22 protein-coding genes and 1 tRNA gene are annotated in these 24,611 nt (G+C 54.8%); 17 read left to right on the top strand and 6 right to left on the bottom strand.

Features of this window, described 5'->3' with window-relative positions; all coding sequences use genetic code 11:
* Positions 1 to 258: 258 nt before the first annotated feature.
* The 16 genes from AB1S50_RS16475 (at position 259) to AB1S50_RS16400 (ending at position 18,320) form a co-directional block, all read left to right on the top strand.
* Positions 259 to 1,500 (top strand): DcaP family trimeric outer membrane transporter, encoded by a 1,242-nt coding sequence (locus AB1S50_RS16475; protein WP_367152114.1) that lies wholly within the window; start codon positions 259 to 261, stop codon positions 1,498 to 1,500.
* A complete protein-coding gene (gene glsA / locus AB1S50_RS16470; protein WP_367152113.1) occupies positions 1,491 to 2,549 on the top strand; it encodes a glutaminase A in 1,059 nt (352 codons plus the stop codon). Before AB1S50_RS16475 ends, glsA begins: the two co-directional genes overlap by 10 nt.
* Before the next feature lie 165 nt (positions 2,550 to 2,714).
* Positions 2,715 to 4,925 carry an FUSC family protein gene (locus tag AB1S50_RS16465; protein ID WP_367152112.1) on the top strand — a complete coding sequence of 737 codons (2,211 nt, stop codon included), beginning with the start codon at positions 2,715 to 2,717 and terminating at the stop codon, positions 4,923 to 4,925.
* Positions 4,922 to 5,134, top strand: a complete 213-nt coding sequence (locus AB1S50_RS16460; RefSeq protein ID WP_367152111.1) for a DUF1656 domain-containing protein — start codon at positions 4,922 to 4,924, stop codon at positions 5,132 to 5,134. The genes AB1S50_RS16465 and AB1S50_RS16460 overlap by 4 nt, the downstream gene beginning before the upstream one ends.
* A gap of 2 nt (positions 5,135 to 5,136) precedes the next feature.
* On the top strand, positions 5,137 to 6,270 hold the full coding sequence (locus AB1S50_RS16455; RefSeq protein WP_367152109.1) for an HlyD family secretion protein: 1,134 nt from the start codon (positions 5,137 to 5,139) through the stop codon (positions 6,268 to 6,270).
* Positions 6,248 to 7,771, top strand: a complete 1,524-nt coding sequence (locus tag AB1S50_RS16450) for an efflux transporter outer membrane subunit (RefSeq protein WP_367152107.1) — start codon at positions 6,248 to 6,250, stop codon at positions 7,769 to 7,771. The genes AB1S50_RS16455 and AB1S50_RS16450 overlap by 23 nt, the downstream gene beginning before the upstream one ends.
* 398 nt (positions 7,772 to 8,169) lie before the next feature.
* Complete coding sequence (locus tag AB1S50_RS16445; protein ID WP_367152105.1) at positions 8,170 to 9,540, top strand: glutamate decarboxylase; 1,371 nt, start codon at positions 8,170 to 8,172, stop codon at positions 9,538 to 9,540.
* Positions 9,541 to 10,308: 768 nt separating this feature from the next.
* Positions 10,309 to 12,240: a threonine--tRNA ligase gene (thrS, locus tag AB1S50_RS16440; RefSeq protein WP_367152103.1), complete on the top strand. Its 1,932-nt coding sequence runs from the start codon at positions 10,309 to 10,311 to the stop codon at positions 12,238 to 12,240.
* A gap of 29 nt (positions 12,241 to 12,269) precedes the next feature.
* Positions 12,270 to 12,809, top strand: a complete 540-nt coding sequence (gene infC, locus AB1S50_RS16435; RefSeq protein WP_367152116.1) for a translation initiation factor IF-3 — start codon at positions 12,270 to 12,272, stop codon at positions 12,807 to 12,809.
* A 139-nt stretch (positions 12,810 to 12,948) separates the two neighbouring features.
* Positions 12,949 to 13,143 carry a 50S ribosomal protein L35 gene (rpmI, locus tag AB1S50_RS16430; protein ID WP_020413351.1) on the top strand — a complete coding sequence of 65 codons (195 nt, stop codon included), beginning with the start codon at positions 12,949 to 12,951 and terminating at the stop codon, positions 13,141 to 13,143.
* A 47-nt stretch (positions 13,144 to 13,190) separates the two neighbouring features.
* Complete coding sequence (gene rplT, locus AB1S50_RS16425; RefSeq protein ID WP_367152101.1) at positions 13,191 to 13,550, top strand: 50S ribosomal protein L20; 360 nt, start codon at positions 13,191 to 13,193, stop codon at positions 13,548 to 13,550.
* Between the two features lie 269 nt (positions 13,551 to 13,819).
* A complete protein-coding gene (pheS, locus tag AB1S50_RS16420) occupies positions 13,820 to 14,833 on the top strand; it encodes a phenylalanine--tRNA ligase subunit alpha (RefSeq protein WP_367152099.1) in 1,014 nt (337 codons plus the stop codon).
* 95 nt (positions 14,834 to 14,928) lie between these two features.
* Positions 14,929 to 17,322: a phenylalanine--tRNA ligase subunit beta gene (gene pheT / locus AB1S50_RS16415; protein ID WP_367152098.1), complete on the top strand. Its 2,394-nt coding sequence runs from the start codon at positions 14,929 to 14,931 to the stop codon at positions 17,320 to 17,322.
* Between the two features lie 146 nt (positions 17,323 to 17,468).
* Positions 17,469 to 17,777: an integration host factor subunit alpha gene (gene ihfA, locus AB1S50_RS16410; protein WP_367152096.1), complete on the top strand. Its 309-nt coding sequence runs from the start codon at positions 17,469 to 17,471 to the stop codon at positions 17,775 to 17,777.
* Positions 17,755 to 18,111, top strand: coding sequence for a MerR family transcriptional regulator (locus AB1S50_RS16405; protein ID WP_367152095.1), 357 nt, complete (start codon positions 17,755 to 17,757; stop codon positions 18,109 to 18,111). Before ihfA ends, AB1S50_RS16405 begins: the two co-directional genes overlap by 23 nt.
* A 132-nt stretch (positions 18,112 to 18,243) precedes the next feature.
* A tRNA-Pro gene (locus tag AB1S50_RS16400) sits at positions 18,244 to 18,320 on the top strand.
* Between the two features lie 99 nt (positions 18,321 to 18,419).
* Here AB1S50_RS16400 and AB1S50_RS16395 read toward each other — a convergent pair.
* From AB1S50_RS16395 to AB1S50_RS16370, 6 genes are all read right to left on the bottom strand, one after another.
* Positions 18,420 to 19,688: a tyrosine-type recombinase/integrase gene (locus tag AB1S50_RS16395; protein WP_367152094.1), complete on the bottom strand. Its 1,269-nt coding sequence runs from the start codon at positions 19,686 to 19,688 to the stop codon at positions 18,420 to 18,422.
* A 292-nt stretch (positions 19,689 to 19,980) separates the two neighbouring features.
* A complete protein-coding gene (locus AB1S50_RS16390) occupies positions 19,981 to 20,412 on the bottom strand; it encodes a DUF6011 domain-containing protein (RefSeq protein WP_367152093.1) in 432 nt (143 codons plus the stop codon).
* Between the two features lie 46 nt (positions 20,413 to 20,458).
* Positions 20,459 to 21,571 carry a recombinase RecT gene (locus AB1S50_RS16385; RefSeq protein WP_367152091.1) on the bottom strand — a complete coding sequence of 371 codons (1,113 nt, stop codon included), beginning with the start codon at positions 21,569 to 21,571 and terminating at the stop codon, positions 20,459 to 20,461.
* Position 21,572: 1 nt separating this feature from the next.
* Positions 21,573 to 21,863: a hypothetical protein gene (locus AB1S50_RS16380; protein ID WP_367152089.1), complete on the bottom strand. Its 291-nt coding sequence runs from the start codon at positions 21,861 to 21,863 to the stop codon at positions 21,573 to 21,575.
* A gap of 8 nt (positions 21,864 to 21,871) precedes the next feature.
* Positions 21,872 to 22,267 carry a hypothetical protein gene (locus AB1S50_RS16375; RefSeq protein WP_367152088.1) on the bottom strand — a complete coding sequence of 132 codons (396 nt, stop codon included), beginning with the start codon at positions 22,265 to 22,267 and terminating at the stop codon, positions 21,872 to 21,874.
* 727 nt (positions 22,268 to 22,994) lie between these two features.
* The gene (locus AB1S50_RS16370) at positions 22,995 to 23,447 is read right to left on the bottom strand and encodes a helix-turn-helix domain-containing protein (RefSeq protein WP_367152087.1); all 453 of its coding nucleotides are present in this window, start codon (positions 23,445 to 23,447) and stop codon (positions 22,995 to 22,997) included.
* Between the two features lie 672 nt (positions 23,448 to 24,119).
* Between AB1S50_RS16370 and AB1S50_RS16365 the strand changes: the two genes are divergently transcribed.
* Positions 24,120 to 24,332, top strand: a complete 213-nt coding sequence (locus tag AB1S50_RS16365) for a hypothetical protein (RefSeq protein ID WP_367152086.1) — start codon at positions 24,120 to 24,122, stop codon at positions 24,330 to 24,332.
* Positions 24,333 to 24,611 lie beyond the last annotated feature (279 nt).

The raw sequence follows: 24,611 nt of genomic DNA, 5'->3' as shown, positions 1-24,611 counted from the left end.
GAAGGCCGAGCTGCAGCGATTTATTCGTGTTCATAACCGCGATCTTGCCAAACCATTTAAATGGACAAAGAGCGCCGACACGATACTGGCTTCAGTGCGGCGAGCCAAAAATGTGCCACCTAATTAACCGCATGGCCCACTAGGGCTATCCTTGCGATGAAGGAACACCGGCGCCCCCGGTATTTTAGGCCGCCGGCGCCCCTCTATACCGGGTGTCGGTTGCGCGAAACTTTCTTTTTTGTCGGCAAGGAGGCCGCAATGCAGCAGTATAATAAACGCATCCGCAAACAGTGCTCCTGGTGGCTGCTGGCGGGCTTGTGGGCAGCACTGGGTGCCCAGGCACAGGTGCAGCTTCCGGAAGAGATGTCCCTGGAGATCTACGGTTCGGCCCACGCAGATTTTATCTACGATTTCCAGACCAACGACCCCGACTGGTTCGATGTGAACCGCCCCTCCAAGTTGCCGTCCTTTCCGGGTGAATTCGGTCGCGACGGCCATTTTTATGCCAGCGTCCGCCCCACGCGCCTGGGCCTGCACGTCACTACCCCCACCGACTGCGGCAAGCTCTATACGGCTGTGGAATTCGACTGGTTCGGCGTTGGCGATGAAGCCGGGCAGACGCAGACGCGCCTGAGGCTCGCCTATGGCCAACTGGGGAAATTCGGTGCCGGGCAGCTCTGGAGTCCCTTTATGGACCTGGACGTTGTGCCCAACACCCTGGATTACTGGGGTCCCAACGGGGTGTTGTTTTTCCGCAATGTGCAGGCCTTCTGGCAACCGCTGCAGGGCGACCGGGAGCTGGTCATAGCGCTGGAGCGACCGGGAGCCACCGGCGATGAGGGGATTTTCGCCGATCGCTCCGATATCCCGGACGTGGAGCTGCGTTTCCCGCGCCCGGATCTGTCCGCCGCCTACAGGCACAAGACCGACTGGGGTTATCTGCGCGTCGCGGCCATAGCCCGCTATTTTAAATACGACGACCTGGATAGGGACGACGACATTGACCTGAGTGGCAGCGATACCGGCTGGGGCATCAGTTTCAGCTCCAACGTTAAGCCCGACGACCGCAATGTGCTGCGCCTGCAGGCGGTGCGCGGCGCCGGAGTGGAGAGCTATTTTAACGACGCACCGGTGGATATAGCGCCCAAGCTGAATTTCCGCGATGCGCGTCGGCCGGTGATCGGCAAGGTATTGCCGGTGTGGGGCGCCACTGTTTACCTGGACCACAAGTGGCATCAGAAGTGGAGCAGCAGCATCGGCTATTCCTATCTGAAAATGGACAATACCAATGGCCAGGCACCGGACGCATTCAGCAAGGGCCGTTATGCCACCGCCAATCTGCGCTACTACCCGACCTCCCAGGTCATGGGCGGCGTTGAACTGCAGTGGGGCAAGCGCAATAACTTCTCCGGCGGCTTTGAGTCCGAGGATGTGCGCCTGCAATTTTCGTTCAGTTACTCCTTCTCCTACACATTGAGGGATCAATCATCATGGAAGTAACCACCACATTGTCATTCAACGCTACGACCGCTTGGCGACACGCACTGTTCCTTCTCTGCCTGTTGCTGATTCCCACCGGTGTGGCGGCGGATGCGCACCAGCCTGCCAAGGCGGATATCCAGAAAGCGGTGCAGCAGGCCCACGATAAATTCAAGGGCAACCGCGACGGCAAGAACGCCTCTTATATACCGGCACTGGCCAAGGTGCCATCGCAGCTCTATGGGGTCGCTGTGGTGACCGTAAACGGGGACGTGATCGAAACCGGTGACAGCGGCTATGAGTTTGCCATCGAATCCGCCTCCAAGCCCTTCACCGCCGCGTTGGTGGCGGAACAACAGGGAATTAATGTACTGCCGTCAAAAATCGGCGTCAACGCCACGGGCCTGCCGTTTAACTCGGTGATCGCCATCGAGTTGGAACCGGCCCGCACGGTCAATCCACTGGTCAACGCCGGCGCCATTGCCACCGTCAGTCTGCTCCAGCCCAAAGGCGATTTCGACGCCAAATGGAAAGCCATACTGGACAATATGTCCGCCTTCGCCGGGCGTTCACTATCGGTCAACGAGCCGGTTTACAAGTCTGAGATGGACACCAATCAGCACAACCGCGCCATCGCTACACTGCTGCAAAGCTATGACCATATGTGGGATGACCCCACTAAAAGCACCGAAGTCTATACCCGCCAGTGCTCGGTGAATGTCACCGCCCGCGACCTGGCCACCATGGCTGCGACCCTGGCCAATGGCGGCACCAACCCGGTTACCGGTAAGCGTGTCGTATCTCCGGAAGTGGTGCGCCATATACTGGCGGTGATGGCCACTGCGGGGCTCTACGACAGTACCGGCCAATGGCTGTGGCTGGTGGGACTGCCCGGCAAGAGTGGCGTCGGTGGCGGCATCATCGCCGTGGCTCCGGGCAAAATGGGCATTGGCGCCTTCGCGCCACCGCTTGACAAAGCCGGCAATAGCGTAAAAGGGCAAATGGCGGCGAAATTTTTATCGGAGACGCTGGGACTTAACCTATTTAAGAGTGAGCCTGCCGGCAGCTAAGATCCCGCAAGCCGCGAATTGGCAATTGTCAAACCATAGTGGTCTGGCTTTTCGGGCATAGGATTGGCACAACTGGTCGCTGATGGAATTCCTGTTGTGCCTCTCCTTTAATACCCGGGGTTAAAAGCTGCTGTCTCTGTGCGGGTAATTTGGCCGGAGAGAGTAGTGCCCATTTCACGTAGCAGCAAAGAAGCTATCAAGGTTGCCGGAGCGCTGACGATAGTTTACGGAGTCGCCCTGGGGCTCGACTGGGACAAGCCGTATTGGGCTGGCTTTGCGGTGGTGGTGTGTAGCCAGATAAATCTCGGCCAATCCATCAATCGCGTCATTATGCGAATAGGCGGCACCATTGTTGCAGCGCTGGTGTCCTGGACGATTTTCGGGATTTTTCCCCAGGACCGCTGGCTCTTTATGATCGCTTTGTCCAGTTGGGTTGGGATCTGTGTTTACTTTCTGCAGGAATCAAAATTTGAATATTTCTGGACCGTCGGAGCCTTTGTTACCGTGGTTTTGTGGGATGCGACTGGGGGCGATTTCTCCCTGACGTTTGAGAAAGGAATCCTGCGGATACAGGAGACACTGTTAGGTGTCGTTGTCTACAGTCTTATTGCCGTCCTCATATGGCCAAACCGAAGTCGACCGGAGCTGGATAAAGCATCAATCAAGCTCGCGGAACAGCAATGCGAATTCAACAGTCATTGCTTTTCCAAACTCTACGACCGTTACAAGAACAAAGATCTTTCCCAGCAACGCCTGGATCTAATACAGGCGGATGCGCAGTTGCGCAGCGCCATAGATGATGCCAGCGTCGATAGCTATGAAATCTGGGAGTCTCGTCGGCAATGGCGTCACTATGGCAACCGGTCAACGGTGGTCACCCAGGCATTGCTGAAGTTCGAGGAAAGCCTGGTTATAGCAAAACGGCTTTACATACCGGATTTCTTTCCAAATATAAAGAACATCTCCAGGGAATTGGGAGTGTGGTTCACACAAATTTGTACTTTCTTCACCCAGAATAAAAAGATAGAGTTTCCCGGAAGTTCAAAAGGCCATACAATAGAGGAAAATATCAATAAGATAAAATCCCTGTCCACCTTCGAGGCTGCAGCCTTATCAGTTACTTACCAGAGATTAAAAAAGCTCGAGATAGAAACCAGATTTCTCGGTCGCTCTATAGAGGATATTAGTGAGCTGGGTAGTTCATATTTAAAATATCCATACGAAAACAAAAGCAACTGGCTTTCATTTTTTATGCCTACTCCCGATAGAATTGCTACAGTAATTCGGGTTATTTCTGGTATATGGATCGCCTATCTTGCGTACATATATATACCCGACTTGATTAATGGCATGTTGGTAGTAACACTTGCCGGAGTTATGGGCTCTATGTTGGCTTCAAAGCCCATGTCGAATCTTGTAATTATATGTCAAACCACAGTTTTAGTCTGTGTAATTGCCACACCTTTATACATATTTTTACTTCCCAAGCTTGCCAGCTATTATACATTGGGGCCGATATTGTTTTTATGGTTTTTCTACACTTGCTATTTTTCTGATTTATTCTTTAAAGGGCAAGTTTTAGTAAAATTAATGGCGCTATTTTACTTTCAAATTGTATTCAATCTGGCCAATCATCAAGAATACAATTTTATAAATATACTAGATCTGGCCTTAACGGGAATAATAGTCTTTTCGATACTTGGAGTGGTTAAAAATATACCATTTTCACTAATTCCAGAAAATAAATTTAGGCAGATTGTAAGGCGTTTTTTTTCTAGTGCTGGCTATCTGTTGTCAGGAAAAAATTTTACACCTGTATCAAGGTTTAATTTTTTTAGGCGAGTAATGATTGAGTATCACGTCAATGTGGTTCTAAAAACCAGGGAGGCACTTAAATATTGGGTGAACGGTATCGACGTAAAAGATACAAACTCCATGACCGAAGAGCAGCTGCGTAGAATTGTTAAGCTGGTTATCCTACTTAGTAATCAGGTTAATACTTTTTATGAGCTGGATAGAAGTAAAGGTCCCTTAATAGCATCAAATAAAATTACCAATGAGGTTATGCAATGGAGGGCGCTTACCAGTCAGGCAATGTTGGATTTATCGTCCAGTAAGCCGGATTTAGATACTAAGCACCTTAGGGAGCAGTATGCCAAACTTTTCAAAAGTGAAACATTTTCCACTGATAAATTATTCTTTAACGCTAAAGATGATCCCGGTGAGCACGGTAAGATAATAAAATTTTTGTATTTTTTGGGTATTACTCAGTATATCAATATTTTTTTATTGGAAGTACTCGAATTATTTGAAGAAATTAATTGGGATGAATTTTGTCAGCCTAGATTTTTTACTTTGAGGGAGGCGGCAAGGTGACTAGTATACCCCATGAGTTGGCAATAGGTGAGGTCTATTTTTCACCACTGTTGTTGTCTGGTCTTCTGGGATTGCTGGCAGCGTTATTGACCGCACGTAGTTTGGATCGCTATCGGATTTCCAGATACTTTGCAAACCCTCCTGCCGCTATTGTTGCGATGAGCGTCATCTATGCAATTGTGATAGGGAAGGTTTTTGTGGGTATTTAGCAATGCGTTTTTCAAAGAAATATATGTTGACAGGAGGCCTGATTCTTATTGCCCTGCTGATGTTGCTCGCACAGCTGTGGAATTATTTAAAAAACCCCTGGACCAGGGATGGCCAGGTGCAGGCGGAGGTTATCCAGATTACACCGAGAGTGTCAGGGCAGATTGTGGATCTGCCTGTCAAGAATAACCAGTTTGTCAAGGCGGGAGACCTGCTGTTTCAGATAGACCCGCGTTCCTTTGAGGCGGCACTGGCGGAAACCAGGGCGGAGTACGAGGAATCCCTCGATACCTATGAAGCGCAGAGACAAAATGTCTTCGCCTACGAGGCCAGGGTGCGGGAGTCCGACGCAGCGGTAGAGCAGGCGCGCAGCAATATCAAGGCGCTGGAAGCGGAGGTGGTCAAGGCCAAAGCAGAATTTGAACGTCAGCAACAATTATTGCCGCTGCGCGCCACTTCGCAAAAGTCCCTGGAAGCCGCTCAAGCCGAGTACGACTCGTCGGTGGAGAATCGCATCGGTGCCGAGGCGGCGCTGGTGGAATCCCAGGCTACCTCCGAGCAGTCCAGGGCGGAGCTGGAGCAGGCCAGGGCTCAACTCGGGGCGCTCGGGGATAATAACCCGAGCCTGAGGGCTGCGCTGGCCGCTTTGCGCCAGGCGGAACTCAACCTGGAATATACCACCGTGACCGCGCCCGTATCCGGCTATGTGACCAACGTGGACTTCCGTTTCGGCGACCAGGCGGTGGCCAACCAGCCCGCAATGGCGCTGGTGGATTCCAGCAGTTACTGGGTGGACGGCTACTTTCGGGAAACTTTTATTCGCCGTATTGCGCCGGGGGATAGGGCCATAGTGACACTAATGGCCTATCCGGACAACCCACTGGAAGGCTATGTGGACAGTATCGGCTGGGGCATAGCGCAACAGGATGGGACCGCCGGTAACGACCTGCTTCCAGAAGTCAACCCAACCTTCGAGTGGATTCGCCTCGCCCAGCGGGTGCCGGTCCGAATTCATTTGACCAGGGTTCCTCCCCCCGTCAGGCTCATAGTCGGCTTTACCGGCTCGGTGTTCGTTATGGGCGGCACGGCGGATGCCGATAAAGCCGATAAAAAAGATGAAATGGCGCCGGAACCCTAATTCGCGTTGCTGGGCGGTTTCGCGCTTTTTCGCACTTGCGGGGGTATTTTCCCTGTTGGCGGGTTACGGCTGTATGCTGGGCCCGGACTATCATCCCCCCCCTGTGGCCGTCGAGGATTTTTGGATGTATCGCGGCGACAGCGGCATTGACACTTTGGATGCGGTCAATCCCCTCTGGTGGGAATCGGCCTTCTCCGATGCCCTGCTTGACGACCTGATCGCGGGGGCGATAAGCCAGAATCTGGAGTTGAGATCTGCCGCATTGCGGGTATTGCAGGCCCAGCAGCAACTGGCCATTTCCATCGGCAACCAGTATCCACAGCTGCAGCAGATTACCGGATCCGCAGAGCGCTCAAAAGGTCTGGACGAACCGGGAGTGATCGAGAACGAATTCAGCCTGGATTTTAATCTCAGTTGGGAGCTGGACATGTGGGGCCGGCTGCGACGTCTGGTGCAGTCCGCGTCCGCGGATTTCGAGGCCAGCATGGCTGACTACGACGGAGTGCTGGTCTCCCTGGTGGCGCAAGTGGCGCAGACCTATATCGACATCCGCACAACCCAGCGGCGTCTGGAGGTCGCCGAAGAAAATATTCGTCTGCAGCGGGAGAGCCTGCGGATCGCCACGGTAAAATTCGAGGCGGGGGAGGTCAGCGCACTGGATGTGGAGCAGGCCCAGACATTGCTGAGCAATACCCAGGCAACTGTACCGGATCTGGAGATCACGCTACAGCAGCTGAAAAATACCCTGGCGATACTGCTGGGCGAGCCTCCGCACCATCTCAATTACCTTCTCGGCGGTTTTTCCGGGATACCCACTGTGCCGGCCCGTATCGCGGTGGGTATGCCCCAGGATTTGCTGCGGCAGCGCCCGGATATTCGCCAGGCAGAGCGATTACTGGCTGCGCAGGCGGCACAGATTGGTGTCGCCAGGGCGGAGCTTTACCCCACTTTTTCCATCGGTGGGTCCATTGGCACCCTGGCCATGGACGCGGGGAAACTGTTTGAAGGGGAGAGCGAGACCTGGGACCTGCTGTTTGATTTTGAGTGGAATGTCTTCAACTACGGCCGGCTGCGCAGCAATGTGCGACTGCAGGACGCAACTTTCCAGCAGCTTCTGGCAGATTACCAGCAGACGGTTTTACAGGCCCAGGTAGACGCGGAAAATGCGATTGTTGCCTACCTAAAATCCCAGCAGCAGCTGATTTATTATGCCAGGGCCGCAGAGGCCTCCAAGGAATCGGTGAACCTGTCTCTATCCCAGTACACCAATGGCCTGATAGAGTTCAACACGGTTATCACAACCCTGACCTCGGATGTCACCCAGCAGGACACTTTGGCGGTGACCCAGGGCCTGGTGGCCAGCAACCTGGTGCAGATATATCTCTCGCTGGGGGGTGGCTGGCAGATACGGGAAGATCGTACGCCCATCGAGCTGCTGCCGGAATCGGTCATCGAGGAGATGCAGAGGCGCACCGGTTACTGGGACAAATGGCTTCGGTAGTGGGTCCAGTCCGCGGGCTGTGGTTTCCAGCGGGGATATTCGGGCCGCAAGGCCGTTGAGTAAAGCCGGCAAAGGCTTTTGTCAGCAGGTTGTCAGTGGGGCCTGTCCATTTTATTTTCTCGTGGCCATAGCCCGGCAAGGTGGGTAGGGAGTAAAGCCATCGCCACTATGAATAGGTGGGTGTGGCACCAAGCTGTACAGCTTTTGTTCGCCTGATCAAAAGCGTTATTTCACGTCATTTTAGGGAGTAATGTGTATCCCGGCTCGGCTGGAGAAGGGGACAGTCCCGCAGGACTTTTGGCCGCTAAAAACACCTAAATTTTGTCTCCCGATTCCCATGCCGGCCGCGGCTGGTCTACTTTTCAAGCAGGCCCAGCGCAAATTCAAGGAAGCCCTAAATGAAACCCCAGCCTTCCCATGAAACCCCCTACGACCAGTACAACCACGATATCCCCCAAGACAAGATGCCCGCGGAGGGGGTTGCCCCCCGGACCGCCGAGGCCATGGTCAACGCGGAGGCCTGGACCGACGCCCAGCCGGCCATGAACCTGTCTTCCTTTGTTACCACCTTCGACGAACCGGAAGCGGAACAGGTGACGCTCCGCAATTACCTCAAAAACTATATTGACCACGACATGTACCCGCAGCTTTTTGCGATGGAGAAGCGCATGGTGCGCTGGCTGCACAGCCTGTGGAACGGACCCGCCGATGTCACCCCCTACGGCACCGCCACCATAGGTTCGTCCGAGGCCTGTATGCTGGCGGGTTTGGCGCACAAGTGGAACTGGCGCCAGGCGCGGGAGAAGGCCGGCAAAGACGGCAGCAAGCCGAATCTTGTCACCGGCGGCAATGTGCAGATCGTGTGGAAGAAGTTTATGCGTTACTTCGATGTGGAGCCGCGCATAGTGCCGCTAAAGGTGGGGGACTACCGTTTGACTGCCGAGCGGCTGGACGAGTTCGTGGACGAAAACACCACCGCTGTGGTGGCCATCGCCGGGCAGACTTTTACCGGCGAGGACGATGATTTTGAAGGTATCCACAAATGGCTGGACGACTATGAGGCAAAGACCGGAATCTCCATCCCCCTGCATATCGATGGTGCTTCCGGCGGCTTTATCAATCCCTTTCTCTACCCGGATTACAAATGGGATTTTCGCCTGCCGCGGGTGCAGTCCATCAACACCTCGGGGCACAAATACGGGCTGGTGCCTCCGGGGCTGGGCTGGGTGATCTTCCGCGATGACAAGGTGTTCAACGAAGACCTGATTTTCTATGTCAACTATCTGGGCGGTGAGCAGCCCACCGCCACACTGAATTTCAGCCGCGGCGCGGCGCCGGTGGCCCACCAGTACTACAATTTTCTCCGCCTGGGATTCTCCGGCTACAAGGATGTGATGCAGCGCACGGTGGACAATGCGGACTGGCTGCGCAAGGAGCTGGTGGATAGTGGCTTTTTCGAGATTATGAATAAAACCCAGCGCATTCCTGTGGTGGCGCTGACCCTGAAGGACGGCCTCAACTTCAATGAATACGATGTGTCCGCCAAGGTGCGGGAGCGCGGCTGGGTCCTGTCCGCCTATTCGATGCCGCCGGATGCGGAGTCGGTCAACACCCTGCGGGTGGTCGTGCGGCCGCACCTGAACCGGGACAGTGTGCACATCCTCCGCGACGATATCGTCAACGCCTGCGAGTGGTTGAAGCAGCATGGGGGCAATGCCACACCACCCAAGCTGCACGATCACACCAAGGTATCACCCAGTAAGTGTTAGCGGCGGGGTAGGGCTATCGCCATTTCCTGCAAGCGGCTGAAGGGCTGCTTGCAGGCCCTGCCAGCCAATACCTGATCCGGCAATATAGGGCTCTGGGGGCTGCGAATATAATCTCCAGCCTAGCAGGTTGTTGAGAAAGCCCTCCCTGGCTTCCCTCAACCCGGGTTTGCGGCTCATGTCCGCAAACCCTCCACGACAAATCAAGCAGTTACATGCTTGATTTGCGGCCCGAACATCCCTGTTCGGGACAGCAGGCTGCTGAAAAGGACTTTTTCAACAGCCTGCTAGTGCTTCCGGATCTGCTGTCGCCGACGCTGTTGCCGAACTTCTATCCGACATCCCCGGGCCACTGAAAAGACCTTCTTCAGCAGCCCGCCAAAATCCTCTCCCAGTCCTGTTGTTCAGTGTTCTCGGTTTCGCAGTCACAGATTAACGGCCAAAGTTGCTGCGCCGAGGTCGCTAACCAAAGGCACCACTGCCAGTTACGCCCAGATTTTGGCAATTGTGTTGAATTTCGCCGGGAAGTTTCTGGTAAACTGCCCGGGTGGAATACCCCATAGCCGGTTTCCACCGGCTTGGGCTTCTTGTCCTGACGGAGCCCGGGGGCGTCGTTCAGGCATCCCCCCAGCCAAAGTGAGATGGTCTGGCAACCAGATAGCTTGCCCAACTAACAAAATGAAAAGGCTCCAACCGGATAGTTCCGGCATCACTGGAGCGGATAGTCATGCGGTCTTTGGTAGGGACCGCCACTGAACAGAAGGAAGTACCATGCCTGTAGTCACCCTCCCTGACGGCTCCCGCCGTGAATTCTCCCAGCCGGTTTCGGTGTACGATGTGGCCAGCGATATAGGGGCCGGCCTGGCCAAGGCCGCACTCGCGGGCGTGGTCGACGGCACAGAAGTCGATACCAGCTATGTCATAGAGCGGGACGTGCAACTGGCCATCGTCACCGACCGCCAGCCGGAGGGGCTGGATATCATCCGGCACTCCACCGCCCACCTTTTGGCCCAGGCGGTCAAGCAGTTGTATCCGGGTGCCCAGGTCACCATTGGCCCGGTGATCGAGGACGGCTTCTATTACGATTTCGCCTATGAGCGCCAGTTTACCCCGGAGGACCTGGAGAAAATTCAGCGGCGTATGGAGGAGCTGGCGAAGCAGGATATCCCCGTCAGTCGCCGGTTGATGCCGCGCAGAGAAGCAGTGCAACACTTCCGTGAAATGGGGGAGGAGTACAAGGCGGAAATCATCGCCAGCATTCCCAGTGATGAGGATATCTCCCTGTATCGCCAGGGGGACTTTGAAGACCTGTGTCGCGGCCCCCACGTGCCCTCCACCGGCAAGTTGAAGGCATTCAAGCTGACCAAGGTGGCCGGCGCCTACTGGCGGGGTGACGCCAACAACGAGATGCTGACGCGGGTTTACGGCACCGCCTGGGCCAGCAAGAAAGACCTGAAGGCCTACCTGCACCGTATCGAGGAAGCGGAGAAGCGGGATCACCGCAAGCTGGCGAAGAAATTTGACCTCTTCCATATCCAGGAAGAGGCACCCGGCATGGTGTTCTGGCACCCCAACGGCTGGACCATATACAGCACCATCGAGCAGTATATGCGCCGCCGTCAGCGCGAGTACGGCTATAAAGAGATCAAGACCCCACAGCTGGTGGATTTCAGCCTTTGGCGCAAGTCCGGCCACGCGGACAAGTTTGGCGACGATATGTTTACCCTCACCAGCGAGGAGCGCCAGTTTGCCATCAAGCCCATGAATTGCCCCTGCCATGTGCAGGTGTTCAACCAGGGGCTGCGCAGCTACCGGGATCTCCCCTTGCGCCTGGCCGAATTTGGCTCCTGCCACCGCAGTGAGCCATCCGGCTCCCTGCACGGCCTGATGCGCGTGCGTGGATTCGTACAGGATGACGGTCACATTTTCTGTTCGGAAAACCAGATCCAGTCGGAGGTTTCCGACTTTATGGACCTGCTGCATTCGATCTACAGGGACTTTGGCTTTGATGACGTCATCTACCGTCTCTCCACCCGCCCGGACAAGCGCGTGGGTTCCGATGAGAGCTGGGACAAGGCGGAGAAGGCCCTGGCCCAGGCGCTGGACGCCGCCGGTCTGCCCTGGGAGGAGCTGCCGGGGGAGGGGGCCTTCTATGGCCCCAAAATCGAGTTCTCACTCAAGGACTGTCTCGGGCGGGTCTGGCAGTGCGGCACCATTCAGGTGGATTTCTCCATGCCCGGCCGCCTGGATGCCCAGTATGTGGCCGAAGACGGCTCCCGCCAGGTGCCGGTGATGCTGCACCGGGCGGCACTGGGGTCCTTCGAGCGCTTTATCGGCATACTGATAGAGCATTACGAAGGGGCCTTTCCCACCTGGCTGGCACCCCAGCAGGTGGCCATCATGAACATTACCGACCGCCAGGCCCCCTACTGCCGCGATCTGGAGGCCCGTCTGGGTAGTTTGCAATATCGTGCCACAGCTGACTTGAGAAACGAGAAGATCGGCTTTAAAATCCGCGAGCACACGCTTCAGCGTGTCCCTTATCTGTTGGTGATCGGCGATAAGGAAGTGGAGAGTCAGACGGTCGCCGTTCGGACACGCAGCGGTGAGGACCTGGGAACCATGACTTTTGAGTCATTTCTGGAGATCCTCGAGCGGGATGTGGGCCGCTATGGCCAATCCGGCGACGATAGCCAGAGCTGACTTTATTTGGGTAACAGGAGACGACAACTATTAAACGAGAGAGTAAGGGGCGGTCCAAGAAGGCCCGCATTAACGACCAGATAGAGGCATCCCAGCTACGCCTTATCGGCGCCGATGGAGAACAGGTGGGCATTGTTTCCCTGGAACAGGCGCTCGAGGCGGCCCAGGAGGCCAGTCTGGATCTCGTTGAAATTGCCGCGGACTCCGATCCCGTGGTCTGTAAGATCATGGACTATGGCAAGCATGTATTTGAGGCCAAAAAGGCCAAAAATGCTGCCAAGAAGAAACAAAAGCAGCAACAGGTCAAGGAAATGAAGTTCCGGCCGGGCACCGATATCGGTGACTACCAGATAAAGCTGCGCAACCTGACCCGCTTCCTGGAGGCGGGTGACAAGGCGAAGGTTTCCCTGCGCTTTCGTGGCCGTGAAATGGCCCACCAGGAACTGGGCATGGAAATGATGCAGCGCATCGAAAAGGATCTGGAAGAACTGGGTACGGTCGAGCAGAGACCCAAGCTGGAAGGCCGGCAGATGATTATGGTCATCGCGCCGACCAGGAAGAAGAAGTAGGGATCGGAGAATCGTCTCCGCTCCTGCTGGAGAAGTGATCGGGCGACGGCTGCCTACTCACTCTCAATCCGCCGCCGGATATGCCGGCGGTAATCAAGTCCTGGCCCCACGGGGCTGTGTTTTTTTACTGGAGTACAAAATGCCGAAAGCAAAAACCCATAGCGGCGCCGCCAAGCGCTTCAAAAAGACGGCTGCGGGCTATAAGCACAAGCACGCCAACAAGAGCCATATCCTCACCAAAATGACCACCAAGCGCAAGCGCCAGCTGCGTGGTACTCAGACCATGAACAAGTCTGACGCCGGGTTGGTCGACCGCATGCTGCGCGCCAAGTAATTGGTCCCCTGCAGAGAAAGAGTGCATAGTTTTAAGAGGATAGAATCATGGCCCGTGTAAAACGTGGTGTAGAGGCGCGTCGTCGTCACAAGAAAATTCTGAAGCAGGCCAAAGGCTACTATGGCGCGCGTTCGCGTGTGTTTCGCGTAGCCAAGCAGGCGGTTATCAAGGCCGGTCAGTACGCTTACCGCGACCGCCGAGTTAAGAAGCGCAACTTCCGCGCGCTGTGGATCACGCGTATCAACGCCCAGTCCCGCGCTGAAGGTTTGAGCTACAGCCGCCTGATCGCCGGTCTGAAAAGGGCGGATATTGCCCTGGACCGCCGCGTACTGGCGGATCTGGCTGTCTACGACAAGGCCGCATTTGCCGCCGTAGTTGAAAAAGCCAAGGCAGCCCTGGCCGCCTGAGTTGTACCTCAGCCGAATAGCTGAGATAGAAATAGGGAAGGGTTGTAATGGCCCTTCCCTATTTTTTTGTCCGGTATCGCTTGAGGCACCGCCGCCCCAAGGAAATGACTATCTAGCTCCCACCGGGCGCAGACCGGTGGGAGCCATAGAAAGGCAGCGGATTGCGCGCAATCGCGCGGGAATTCAAAGGTGATAACCCCATTGCTGAGGCATCATCTATGGGGTTGCCGGGTTTATAACGTCAATAGAATTGAGTTGGGAACAGTTCGATGCAAAATTTGCAGCCCCTTGTGGATCAGGCGCTGGCGCTGGTCAGGCAGGCTGACAGTCTGCCGGTACTGGATCAGGTGAGAGTCGATTACCTCGGCAAAAAAGGCCACCTCACCGCCTTGCTGAAAGGGCTGGGCCAACTGTCCGCGGATGAGCGCCCGGCGGCTGGCGCAAAAATTAATGAAGCCAAGCAGCAGGTGCAGGAATCCATCAACGCCCGCCGCACAGAGATGGAGCAGGCGGCTATCGCCGCCAAGCTGGCCGAGGAGAAAATCGACGTGACTCTGCCGGGTCGGGGCACCCGCCAGGGCAATGCGCACCCCGTGACCCGGACACTGAAGCGTATAGAAGAGCTGTTCGTCCGACTCGGCTTCTCGGTAGAGAAGGGACCGGAGGTGGAAGACGACTATCACAATTTCGAGGCGCTCAATATACCCGCCCACCACCCAGCGCGGGCCATGCACGATACCTTCTATATCGATCCCTCCACAGTGCTGCGCACCCATACATCCCCGGTGCAGATTCGTACTATGGAAAAAACCGCACCGCCAATCCGGATTATCTGCCCCGGTCGCGTATACCGCTGCGATTCAGATCTCACCCATTCGCCGATGTTCCACCAGGTTGAGGGGCTGGTAGTGGACAGGGGCGTAAGTTTTGCGCACTTGAAGGGCTGTGTGGATCAGTTCCTGAAAGCGTTTTTCGAAGCCGATGTGCCGGTGCGGTTTCGCCCGTCCTATTTCCCTTTCACCGAGCCCTCCGCCGAGGTGGATATCCAGTGCACCGCCTGTGGTGGTGAAGGTTGTCGCGTCTGTTCCGGCACCGGCTGGCTGGAAGTGATGGGTTGCGGCATGGTGCACCCGAATGTGTTTGCATCCTGCAATATCGACAGCGATGAATACTCCGGATTCGCCTTCGGTATGGGTGTGGAGCGTCTTGCCATGCTGCGCTATGGCGTCAACGATTTGCGCCTGTTTTTCGACAATGATCTGCGCTTCCTCCGGCAGTTTTGATACCTGTCGGGAATTTGATGCCGGTGGCGGTGAAGCAGCCACTGGGCGGCCGGCGCTAAACAGAGCGCTGCGGGAACGGACAAAGAGAACCTATTATGAAATTCAGTGATTCCTGGCTGCGGGAATGGGTAAACCCAAAACTCACCACTCAGGAACTGGCCGATCAAATTACCATGGCCGGCCTGGAAGTGGATGGCGTAGAAGAGGTAGCGGGTGACTTCTCAGGAGTGGTCGTCGGTGAAATCGTCGCCTGTGAACCCCACCCGGATGCGGACAAGCTGCGGGTTTGTAAAGTGGCCGGCAACCCGGACGGGGGAATGCAGGTGGTGTGTGGTGCCCCCAATGCCCGCGCCGGTATCAAAATTCCTTTTGCCCTGGTGGGCGCCAGGCTGCCCGGTGATTTCAAGATCAAAAAAGCCAAGCTGCGCGGTGTCGAGAGCTTCGGTATGCTCTGCGCACAGACCGAACTGGCCCTTGGCGATGACAGCGATGGGCTCTGGGAGTTGCCCCAGGACGCCCCGGTGGGCAGGGATTTGCGCGAGTACCTGCAACTCGACGACAACGCCATCGAAGTGGACCTGACACCCAACCGCGCTGACTGCCTGAGCATCGCAGGAATCGCGCGCGAGGTTGGTGTTCTGAACCGCTGCACTGTACAGGGCCCGGAAGTCCACCCGGTTGCTGCGCAGATAGACGACAGTCTGCCGGTATCGCTGTTGGCTGAATCCGCCTGCCCCCGCTATGTAAGTCGCGTGATTCGCAATATCGACATCGATGCCCAGACTCCGCTGTGGATGCGGGAACGCCTGCGCCGGAGCGGCCTGCGCAGTATTGATCCGGTGGTCGACGTCACCAATTACGTGTTGCTGGAACTCGGCCAGCCCATGCACGCCTTTGATCTGGAGAAGCTTGCCGGAGGTATCAAAGTGCGTATGTGCGCCCCTGGGGAAGAGCTGACCCTGTTGGACGGCCAGAAAGTCGCTCTGCAGGAAGGCACCCTGGTGATTGCCGATGAGGAAAAGCCACTGGCGATGGCCGGAATCATGGGCGGGCTGGACACCTCAGTGACAAAGGGCACCCGACATATCCTGTTGGAGAGCGCCTTCTTCAGCCCCTTGGCCATTGCCGGCAAGGCCCGTTCCTACGGCCTGCACACCGATTCTTCCCACCGCTTCGAACGCGGTGTGGACTACCGTCTGCAAGAGCGGGCCATGGAGCGCGCTACCCAATTGCTGCTGGAAATCGTTGGCGGCCAGCCCGGGCCTGTGCACCTGCGCGAACTGGTCGAAGTAATGCCCGCCGAACGCCGTATTCACCTGCGCAGGGCCAGGGTAGAGGCGGGGCTGGGCGTTGCGCTTACAGATGAGCAGATCGTCGATATCCTCACCCGCCTGGGCCTGGAACTACTGGAAGAAACCGCCGACGGCTGGTCTTTCGCCGTACCGAGTTTCCGTTTCGATATCGCCATCGAGAGCGATCTTCTGGAAGAACTGGCGCGGGTCTACGGTTACAACCGAATCCCCAGTGTCAGCTTCTCCGCTGCGCTGGATGTCCTGCCCCAGCAGGAGTCTGCAGTCAGTGGGGATGCACTGCACCAGACCCTGTTGGCGCGCGAGTATCATGAAGCCATCAGCTTTAGTTTTATCGATCGCGCGACGGCCACCTTGTTCGATCCCGGAGTGGAGCCGGTAGCCCTGCAGAACCCTATCAGTGCCGACCTGGCGGTGATGCGCAGCTCCCTCTTGCCGGGATTGTGCAAAGCCCTGCAGTACAACCTCAATCGCCAGCAGGCCAGGGTGCGCCTGTTTGAGTCTGGCCTTCGCTTCGTTCCCGGTGGCGACCAGGGCACCGAGGGACTGCATCAGGAGCCGATGTTGGCGGGCCTGATCTATGGCAGCCGCGATGAGGAAAACTGGACCGGCGACAAAGATCTGGTGGACTTTTACGATATCAAGTCCGATGTCGAGGCGTTGCTGCGGCACTACAAAGGCAACGCCGATGAGTTCCGCTTCGTCACCGGCTCTCACTCGGCCCTCCACCCCGGCCAGTGTGCTCAGGTACTGCGAAAAGACCGGCCCGTGGGTGTACTGGGCGCCCTGCACCCGCAACTGCAAAAGCAGCTGGACCTACCCAGAAGCGCGTTTGTGTTCGAGTTGAGCCTGGAGGCCCTGGGCGAGGCGCTTCTGCCCAGCTTCCAGCCGATGTCCAGGTTTCCAGAGGTGCGCCGCGATCTGTCCCTGCTGATTGACGCCCAGGTGGAATCCTCCGACTTGGTCGAAACAGCTGTCGAGACTGCCGGTGAAACCTTGACCGACCTCAAGATTTTTGATGTCTATCGGGGCAAAGGTATTGATTTCAATAGAAAAAGTGTCGCTTTGGGGTTGACGTTTCAGCATCCGTCGCGCACCCTTAACGATGACGAAATCAATACCGCGGTGGATGCGGTATTCGAACAATTAAAACAAAAATATAACGCCAGTTTGCGCTAGTCGGTGGCGAGGTATCGGAGCGCAGGCTGCCCAACCCGCTGGAGCAGCGGGTTGGGGTACCCCAGAGCGTCCGCTACCGGGAGGCAAGCCGCCATGATTTAGGCTTCCGATCTGGAGTCGACGCCCAAACCTGTGGGCAGAAACCGATGACAGAAGCACTGACCAAGGCTGGACTCGCCGAGAAATTGTACGAACAGCTGGGTTTTAACAAGCGCGAGGCCAAGGAGATCGTCGAATACTTCTTCGAGGAGATCCGCGACTCGCTGGAAAATAACGAGCAGGTAAAACTGTCCGGTTTTGGCAATTTCGATCTGCGGGACAAAAGCCCGCGGCCAGGCCGTAACCCCAAAACTGGTGAGGAGATCCCCATCTCCGCGAGACGCGTCGTGACGTTCAAACCGGGACAAAAACTCAAGGCACGAGTAGAAGAAAATGCTGGAAGCAAGTCACAATAGCGAACTGCCAACCATTCCCGGTAAACGCTATTTCACCATTGGTGAAGTGAGCGAGCTGTGTGCGGTAAAGCCCCATGTGCTGCGGTACTGGGAGCAGGAATTTCCCCAGCTCAGCCCTGTCAAGCGCCGCGGTAACCGCCGCTACTATCAGCACCAGGATGTCATTCTTATCAGGCAGATTCGTGCCCTGCTGTACGAAGAGGGCTACACCATTGGCGGAGCCCGTCTGCAAATGGAATCCGGTGGTGAGAAAGTGGACAAGGTGCACCTGCAACAGATTCTGCCCCAGCTTATCGCCGAATTGGAGGATGTGGCCCGTTTGCTGGAGGCCTGACCCTCGTGGATCAAAACAGGTGAATATGGGCTTGCAATCCCTGGTCACTGCTGTATGATTTGCGCCTCGAAGCAGTTAGAGTCCTTTAAAATCAAGCACTTAGGAAAGTTTCTGAGAGTTGATTTTTTTTGTCGGAGTGTAGCGCAGCCTGGTAGCGCACCACACTGGGGGTGTGGTGGTCGTCGGTTCAAATCCGGCCACTCCGACCATTCAAAGCCTTATGCCATGCGGGTTTCAGACGAGTTCTCGCATTGAGCGTACAAAAACCACCCCTCAAGCGTACAAAAACCCCGTACAAAAACTCCCAATTACTTCCGATTGAGCAGTTTGGAATCTATGTTGATCCCCACATTCACGTACTCTCTCTCATGCCCTGAGAGGTAGAAGTTTTCGGTGATTTCTGCGTCAGTATGGGCACAAATTTCAGCAATAGCCTCCGGGCTGTGACCTGACTTCTTCAGTAGATGTGAAGCCAATGCCCGGACTTCATGGAAGGTTGGCCTGGCATTGCTGGGTAGATCACTACAGACGCCAGCAGCTTCTCTTGCTTCCCTGAACTGGTTAGATACTCGACTCGGCATGAGACGGCACCAATGCTCATGCTGATTCGCTCTTGGCTGGCGCCGCTTAGGTTGGTATGAGACCGCGAAGGGACAACCGTAGTTTCTCAAGGACAATTCGCGGGCACGGTCCATAACTGGACGTAACTCAGGATGCTTATCATAGGACCAACGCAAGTATGTGGCCCGCTCTTCGCCACGCTGGTTGATTGATTTTTCTACCCCTTTGTCTATCCCTTCATCACTGACATGCGCGTCCAGGCGAAGGCTACACACATCCCCTCGGCGCATAGTAGTCAGTAGAGACAGCTCCATAGCAATCTGTAATCCCTCGTAGCCCAATTCCCCTGCCTTGTCATAGATACGCCAGAAATTTGTAATCGTCAGCCGCTGGCGGATCTTGGGGGGCCTCTGACGTGGAATTAGCTTCGGAGCTTCATCGCTTGTATTGAACGGGTTGAACGACAACTTAGGTACCGCTCCTTCCAGCATTAGGTAGTTGACGAAACTGCGTAACGCGGCACGGCTATTTCGTTGAGGGTGATAGTCCTGTGATTCCCACCACTCCCGCACCTTTGCGAGAGTAAGATCTGAAGGCATAGGGTTGCGCAGCTGTTCACACATTCGCTCGACATAGCGGCGTTTCTGCGCCCAACGCGCAGATGTGGCTTGTCTGGGGTGATTGATTTCCATCCATGTCACCCAGTCACTGTATCGATCTAATAGACTACCTGCCCGTGCTGTCCACAATGTCTCATTTGCTGCCGGTTGGCGTTTATATAACTCCCTCTGGCGATTTGCTTGCTTGGCTTGGCGGATAGCTTCCACTGTGGTGGCATAGAATGTGAGTATGGAGCCGTCTGGACGAATATAGCGCCAATAGTTGTTCCTTTTCTTGGGGTCTGTATAAAGGTTGTCGGGTAGCTCTAAGCCATCCACAAACCTTGGTTTACGTGGTCTAGCCATGGTGTAGCCTTTCAGATTACCGTTGCGCAAGCAGAGGTGATAGTGGCTCACTGCTTTCTTTATTTGCGGTTGGTTCTTCCGTGCGTATGGTATTTGGGTCGTGGAATCCATTCCGATAAATATACGACCGATCACCTAGCCAGCGTCCAGCCACTTCACCAGCAGCAACCCATTTGACGACAGTTTCTCGCGCAGGCTGAGTTCCAATAAAGTTTTCCCGTACCCAGTCCTTCCAGTACATGAGTTGGTTACTGGCGCTCATTGCTTTGCCTCCATTGTTTCAAAGCACTGTCAGTCCTATGCCCGCTTCGATACCACTGCATACACCGCCGTATCTCGTGTATTACCCAACTTTTGAATCCTGGAAACACTGCAAGGCTTCGTGCTCTTCAGTAATACGCCGTCCAGCAGAGTTTGGTAGCGGTGCAAACCCCTTAAAAGAGCCATCGCTTTTGGCCTTCAACTGGTCCCACTCTCCTTCGCTGTCTCGATAGATAATTCGTTCCGGCAGGGAACCAATCTGGTCGGCTATCTGCTTGAGTACCAGTTCTGCACCGTTGGTGACAGTTACGGTAGGGTTCTTTTCGTCATACAGATCGACAATGCAGAGCACGGATTGCTCGTTAACTTCGCGTAGGGAAAAATCATAAACAGGCGCTCCAGGCAGAAACAGATCGCCCTGAGCCCCATGTTTCGCGTAGCAGATTGGTCCCATACCCCGCGCCAATGATCGTGGGTCAGTGAGCGCATGGTGGCAGATTAGGCATGCGGTCATAGCATTAACTCCCTCAAAGTGGGCCCCGTACTGGCGGCCCTAACGGTTACTGCTGACTAAGTGCGCCGGGGCGCTGGTTAATCACTCCATCGATCACCAGATTGATCTCCGCTGGCAGCCGAGAGGCGATGAAATCAAATTCTTCAAGCGACAATTCGTTGTATATCTCCAGAATGCCGTCTGGATCGTCAGAGGAGGCTGTTGCAGTAAAATCAGCAATTACCTGCTGGGACTGTTGTTCTCCGCTTTTGAGCAGGTCATCCACAGCACGCTGGTATTTACCTTTCTGTCCTTTCTCGAATGAGTGATAGAGATTGGTAAAGGTCGAATCATCCAGGCTTTTCTGGAAGGCCAGCATGCGCAGGGCTGAGCTTTGGCTTATCAGCTGGTCAAAGTATCGCTTCTGTTCAGCGGTGTAGTCCTTGATCTGTGGGGAGGTGAGAATAGGCTCAAACCCTTCGTTCTCATTGGATAGGTGGACCGCCTCCGCCATGCGGGCCAGGTTGGTGCGGGGCCAGGTCTTGAAGGCTCGGCGTATTACAGTTTTCTTCGCCTGTTCGCCGAAGTCGGTTTGCCAGGGACCTCCGGTTTTGGCTTTGCCGGATTTGAACGACTTCCAGGCTTCCGAGCGATCCCGAATGGAGAGTACTTCATCTTCCGGCATGATATTGGTCAGATAGTCGCCTTCGTGCGTTTTTGCCACGCAGTAGACGCCGACAAAATCGCCGCGTTGGTCTTTCTTGGCAAAGGCGTTGTAAGTATGTGTAGGGCGTTCACCGGGGCCGTTGTCGACAAAAGTGTCGTTGGCATAGACAAGGTTTGCCTGTACCCATGAAATGTTGCCCGAGTCTGTGGCGAGCTTGGCCAGCCCCATGTAGGAGGGCTCGAGGAAGACCCGGCTTTGCCACTGGTTTTTTGCAACTTTGACATTGCGGGTGATCAGGTAGGCCTGGCGCTCTGCCGGATTCAGGGAAAGACCGATTGAGGCAACAGATGTGATCGCCTGCTGCAGGGAAATGGGGTTTTCTTTAGCGACTCTGGCCATGTACTCATTGTTGGCGAGGATTTGCAGCGCAAAGCCTCTTTCGGACTGATAGTTGAGTGCCTTCGGAGCGATTTGGCAGAACTTTACCTCTGTGGCATCGATGATTTTGGGCAAGCTAGACATGGGCGTCCTCACACTCCCAGTTGACGTTGCGTTTAGCCGCTTCCTGCTGCGACTCGTTTAAGATGACCTCGCTCTCATCCACCCAGATACCACGGCGCAGATCGCCAACGGGGTAGGGGTTTTCACAATGGCCCCAGCGCTGATAGGACTGACGGCAGCGCTCGCGAATGGCTTTGCAGACCTCTTCCCACCATTCCATGTCACAAGCGCGAACCACGGTTACTTTCAGGTCAGGAAACGGGTAGCTGGCCCGGCGGCTGGTGGCTACCAAAAGGGCACTCATTGAACCGTTCATTCCAGCCAGCCCCAGCAGCGAGCCTCGGCTGAGAACTCCTCAAAATGCTCCTCGGCAATGTGCGCTATTGCTTTGCGAGCGGCCTCTTGGAGCTTGATTCCTGCCTTTGCTGCGTCTTGAAGTGATAACCAGCCGATGTATTCAGGGCCGGTGCTATCGGAGTTCCCGGCTAGGCTGTCGATTTGGTCTGCCATTTCATCGGCGAGCAATTCGTGAGCGCGCACGGCAGCTTTGCTCAAAATGCCGCGCTCTTTTAATAAGCGATACTCAATGAATTCGGCGACTGTCTCGATTTCTTGTTCGGTGATTTCCCGCTGGCTGTCCTGGTGACACTCGTAGTCGGGCAGGGCGTCCTCTACTGGCCTGGCTAAGCTGGTGGCGAAGTTCATCATTGCGCCACCCCCTGAAACTGCTTCAGGCCGAGTTCAGTCTGGCGAGAGATACTGTCGAGGCGGATACAACCGTTTGTCAGAGTTGTGCTGGATATAGATGAGCCTGTTTGAGACTCTTTTTGACGCTCAAACTGTCTAATAGAGTCCCAAGGAGGGTTAGTTGAACAGGTGGCGATCATGATTATTCTCCTTGAGTCGGCAAGAAGAATTTAGTATATTACTAACGGTTAGTAAAGTGATTTACTAACGAAAGTAATGTAAAATGACGCCATTTATTTCGCTGGGCAAGTTAGATGCGTTGCTTGTATTGGATTCTTGGGTCCTAGTGTAGGCCTTTTGAGGTTGTGAGTCGGCCGCATTATCAACTCTACGTCACAGAAGCATAAAGGGTACTTTCGTACTAAGGCCGCTTACTCCTGTCGTTTGTATGTAGAAAAGAAGCAATTTAGGCTTCGTGTCGTTTCACATAGCGAGTGCATTTAAGTCCATGAAGCTCATGTTTCATGAATTTCATTTTTGGCCGTAACTTGGAATTAATTTGTCAAAACTTGACTAATACACGGAGTTTTGGGGATGTTGACAAAGCCGTCACTAGCTTAGCTAGATAGGACTTCAAGCCTGGAGTCAGAGCACAGCGAGGGTAGGGTAAATGGACGTTCCTGAATATATTAAAATTCTACGACTGGTACGCACGATAGAGAGGGGCTTAAAGGAGGGCGCCAAGGAATCAACTACCGTCGGTGCCGGCAAGGATAGCGAGTCGAAGGATCGGAAGGGGGTCAATGACCCTCTTGTTGGATTGGCTAGCTGTATAGAGAGTGATGAGAGCCGCGCCAAAAATACGAGGTGATGGCATTTTTAAGTTCTCTTGTTCAATAGCTTCCATCATAGCAGCTACGCACTTGGCTGCTAGCACCTCGTCAATCTGTCCGGACTTTAATTGCTGATTTTCGTTCGCAGTTTCTCCGTGCCCACGGTCGAGCCATCCTGGCTCGAGGTTTAAATGTTTTTCAATTTCGCGAGCCTTATTGTCCCCCACGTTTGTAATCGGTGGGTCTTGGCTTATTTGACTGGCATAGCTTTCAGAAATACCAAGTGCTTCAGCAAAATCTTTATTTTTTGGGCCGTACTTTGAGCGTAGAAATCTTACGTTTTTGGCTCTAATGTCTCTGATGGTCATCTTGTCAGGTGGGACCCTTGTTTCGGTGTTCAATCCAGCCGATTGTATTTACCTAGCCTAGCCAAGTGAATTAGGCAGTACTAACGAACTGGCGCACAATTCTACTACAAATACTAACACAACTTGCTAATTAATTAGTAAATTGCTAAATTTTCTTGGCATGAGGCTTAGAACATTTCTTGCTCAATTGAAAAGCGATCCGTCTGCGCTTCAAAGGCTTGCGGAAGAAGTCGGCACAAAGCCTGTGTATTTGCGACGCATTGGCGGCGGCCATGACCCTTTACCAAGCCCACGGCTTGCGCGGCGTATTGCTGCGGCAAGTGGCGGGCAAGTGAACCTATCTGATGAATATCCTGATCTTTGGGGTAAAGCCTGTTGTTCCCACTGATTCCTGGTTAAGGCTTTCTAGCAAGTCAGCATAGGTGGAAGGGGGGAGCATTGTCTTTGCTGTATCGATCAGCCTGCGGTAGTGGACGGCGGGAAAGACCGCTGACAGCCGGGAAAGACTGGCACCAAGCAATCCACCCACAGGATGGAGCTGAGTACAGCGCTCGGGGGGGAGATCAGGCACGACACGACCGCGAAGTGTGTGGAGATACAGTGCCAAGGGCTATAGCCCCGAGCCGGTGGAAGGCCGGCACCTATTAGAAAATTACAGGCACAGGGACCGGGATGAAAACGAACTTCCGAAAATCGAATCTACGCACATCACAACCGGTATTTGACCGGCTAAAGGCGGTGGCGAAGCGCTACGGTATCGGCCATGAGCAGTTGGCGAGGATCATCATTGAGACGTCACTCCCCATTTACGAAGCTGAGACTCTCGAAGAGGTTAAAAAAGCCCAGGCAGCCCAAGCCATATTGGGCAAGTACAAAAAGCTGTAAGTGGAGGTCCCGATTAGCCGGCGGTACAACATCAATCAAGAGCAGGTTATGCCATGAAAGAAATCATTCCTCAGTTGTTGGCGGAGTTGCCCGAGCATGACCGTCAGCGGCTGGCATTTTGTGGCCGGCGGTTGGATGTAAGCGTCCGGCAAACTCATCTACCAAGCCAAATTCTGCGCTGTAATTTAGGTGTCCACCTATCAACAAGTGGACACCTAATATGAGTGAAATTATCCCTGCTAAGAAACCCGTGAAGCGTCGCCGGCATTCCCCGGAGCT

The organism is Microbulbifer discodermiae (assembly GCF_040742695.1).
Taxonomy (GTDB): Bacteria; Pseudomonadota; Gammaproteobacteria; order Pseudomonadales; family Cellvibrionaceae; genus Microbulbifer.
This window is presented reverse-complemented; position numbering and strand designations above follow the sequence as displayed.

Excerpts from the sequence above, each read along its gene's own strand:
- rpmI (WP_020413351.1), top strand. The coding sequence starts at position 12,949 with ATGCCGAAAGCAAAAACCCATAGCGGCGCCGCCAAGCGCTTCAAAAAG.
- glsA (WP_367152113.1), top strand. The coding sequence starts at position 1,491 with ATGGAAGTAACCACCACATTGTCATTCAACGCTACGACCGCTTGGCGA.
- rplT (WP_367152101.1), top strand. The coding sequence starts at position 13,191 with ATGGCCCGTGTAAAACGTGGTGTAGAGGCGCGTCGTCGTCACAAGAAA.
- pheT (WP_367152098.1), top strand. The coding sequence starts at position 14,929 with ATGAAATTCAGTGATTCCTGGCTGCGGGAATGGGTAAACCCAAAACTC.
- AB1S50_RS16445 (WP_367152105.1), top strand. The coding sequence starts at position 8,170 with ATGAAACCCCAGCCTTCCCATGAAACCCCCTACGACCAGTACAACCAC.
- pheS (WP_367152099.1), top strand. The coding sequence starts at position 13,820 with ATGCAAAATTTGCAGCCCCTTGTGGATCAGGCGCTGGCGCTGGTCAGG.
- AB1S50_RS16475 (WP_367152114.1), top strand. The coding sequence starts at position 259 with ATGCAGCAGTATAATAAACGCATCCGCAAACAGTGCTCCTGGTGGCTG.
- ihfA (WP_367152096.1), top strand. The coding sequence starts at position 17,469 with ATGACAGAAGCACTGACCAAGGCTGGACTCGCCGAGAAATTGTACGAA.
- AB1S50_RS16380 (WP_367152089.1), bottom strand. The coding sequence starts at position 21,863 with ATGAGTGCCCTTTTGGTAGCCACCAGCCGCCGGGCCAGCTACCCGTTT.
- AB1S50_RS16375 (WP_367152088.1), bottom strand. The coding sequence starts at position 22,267 with ATGATGAACTTCGCCACCAGCTTAGCCAGGCCAGTAGAGGACGCCCTG.
- AB1S50_RS16455 (WP_367152109.1), top strand. The coding sequence starts at position 5,137 with ATGCGTTTTTCAAAGAAATATATGTTGACAGGAGGCCTGATTCTTATT.
- thrS (WP_367152103.1), top strand. The coding sequence starts at position 10,309 with ATGCCTGTAGTCACCCTCCCTGACGGCTCCCGCCGTGAATTCTCCCAG.
- AB1S50_RS16390 (WP_367152093.1), bottom strand. The coding sequence starts at position 20,412 with ATGACCGCATGCCTAATCTGCCACCATGCGCTCACTGACCCACGATCA.
- AB1S50_RS16450 (WP_367152107.1), top strand. The coding sequence starts at position 6,248 with ATGAAATGGCGCCGGAACCCTAATTCGCGTTGCTGGGCGGTTTCGCGC.
- AB1S50_RS16365 (WP_367152086.1), top strand. The coding sequence starts at position 24,120 with ATGAAAACGAACTTCCGAAAATCGAATCTACGCACATCACAACCGGTA.
- AB1S50_RS16405 (WP_367152095.1), top strand. The coding sequence starts at position 17,755 with ATGCTGGAAGCAAGTCACAATAGCGAACTGCCAACCATTCCCGGTAAA.
- AB1S50_RS16370 (WP_367152087.1), bottom strand. The coding sequence starts at position 23,447 with ATGACCATCAGAGACATTAGAGCCAAAAACGTAAGATTTCTACGCTCA.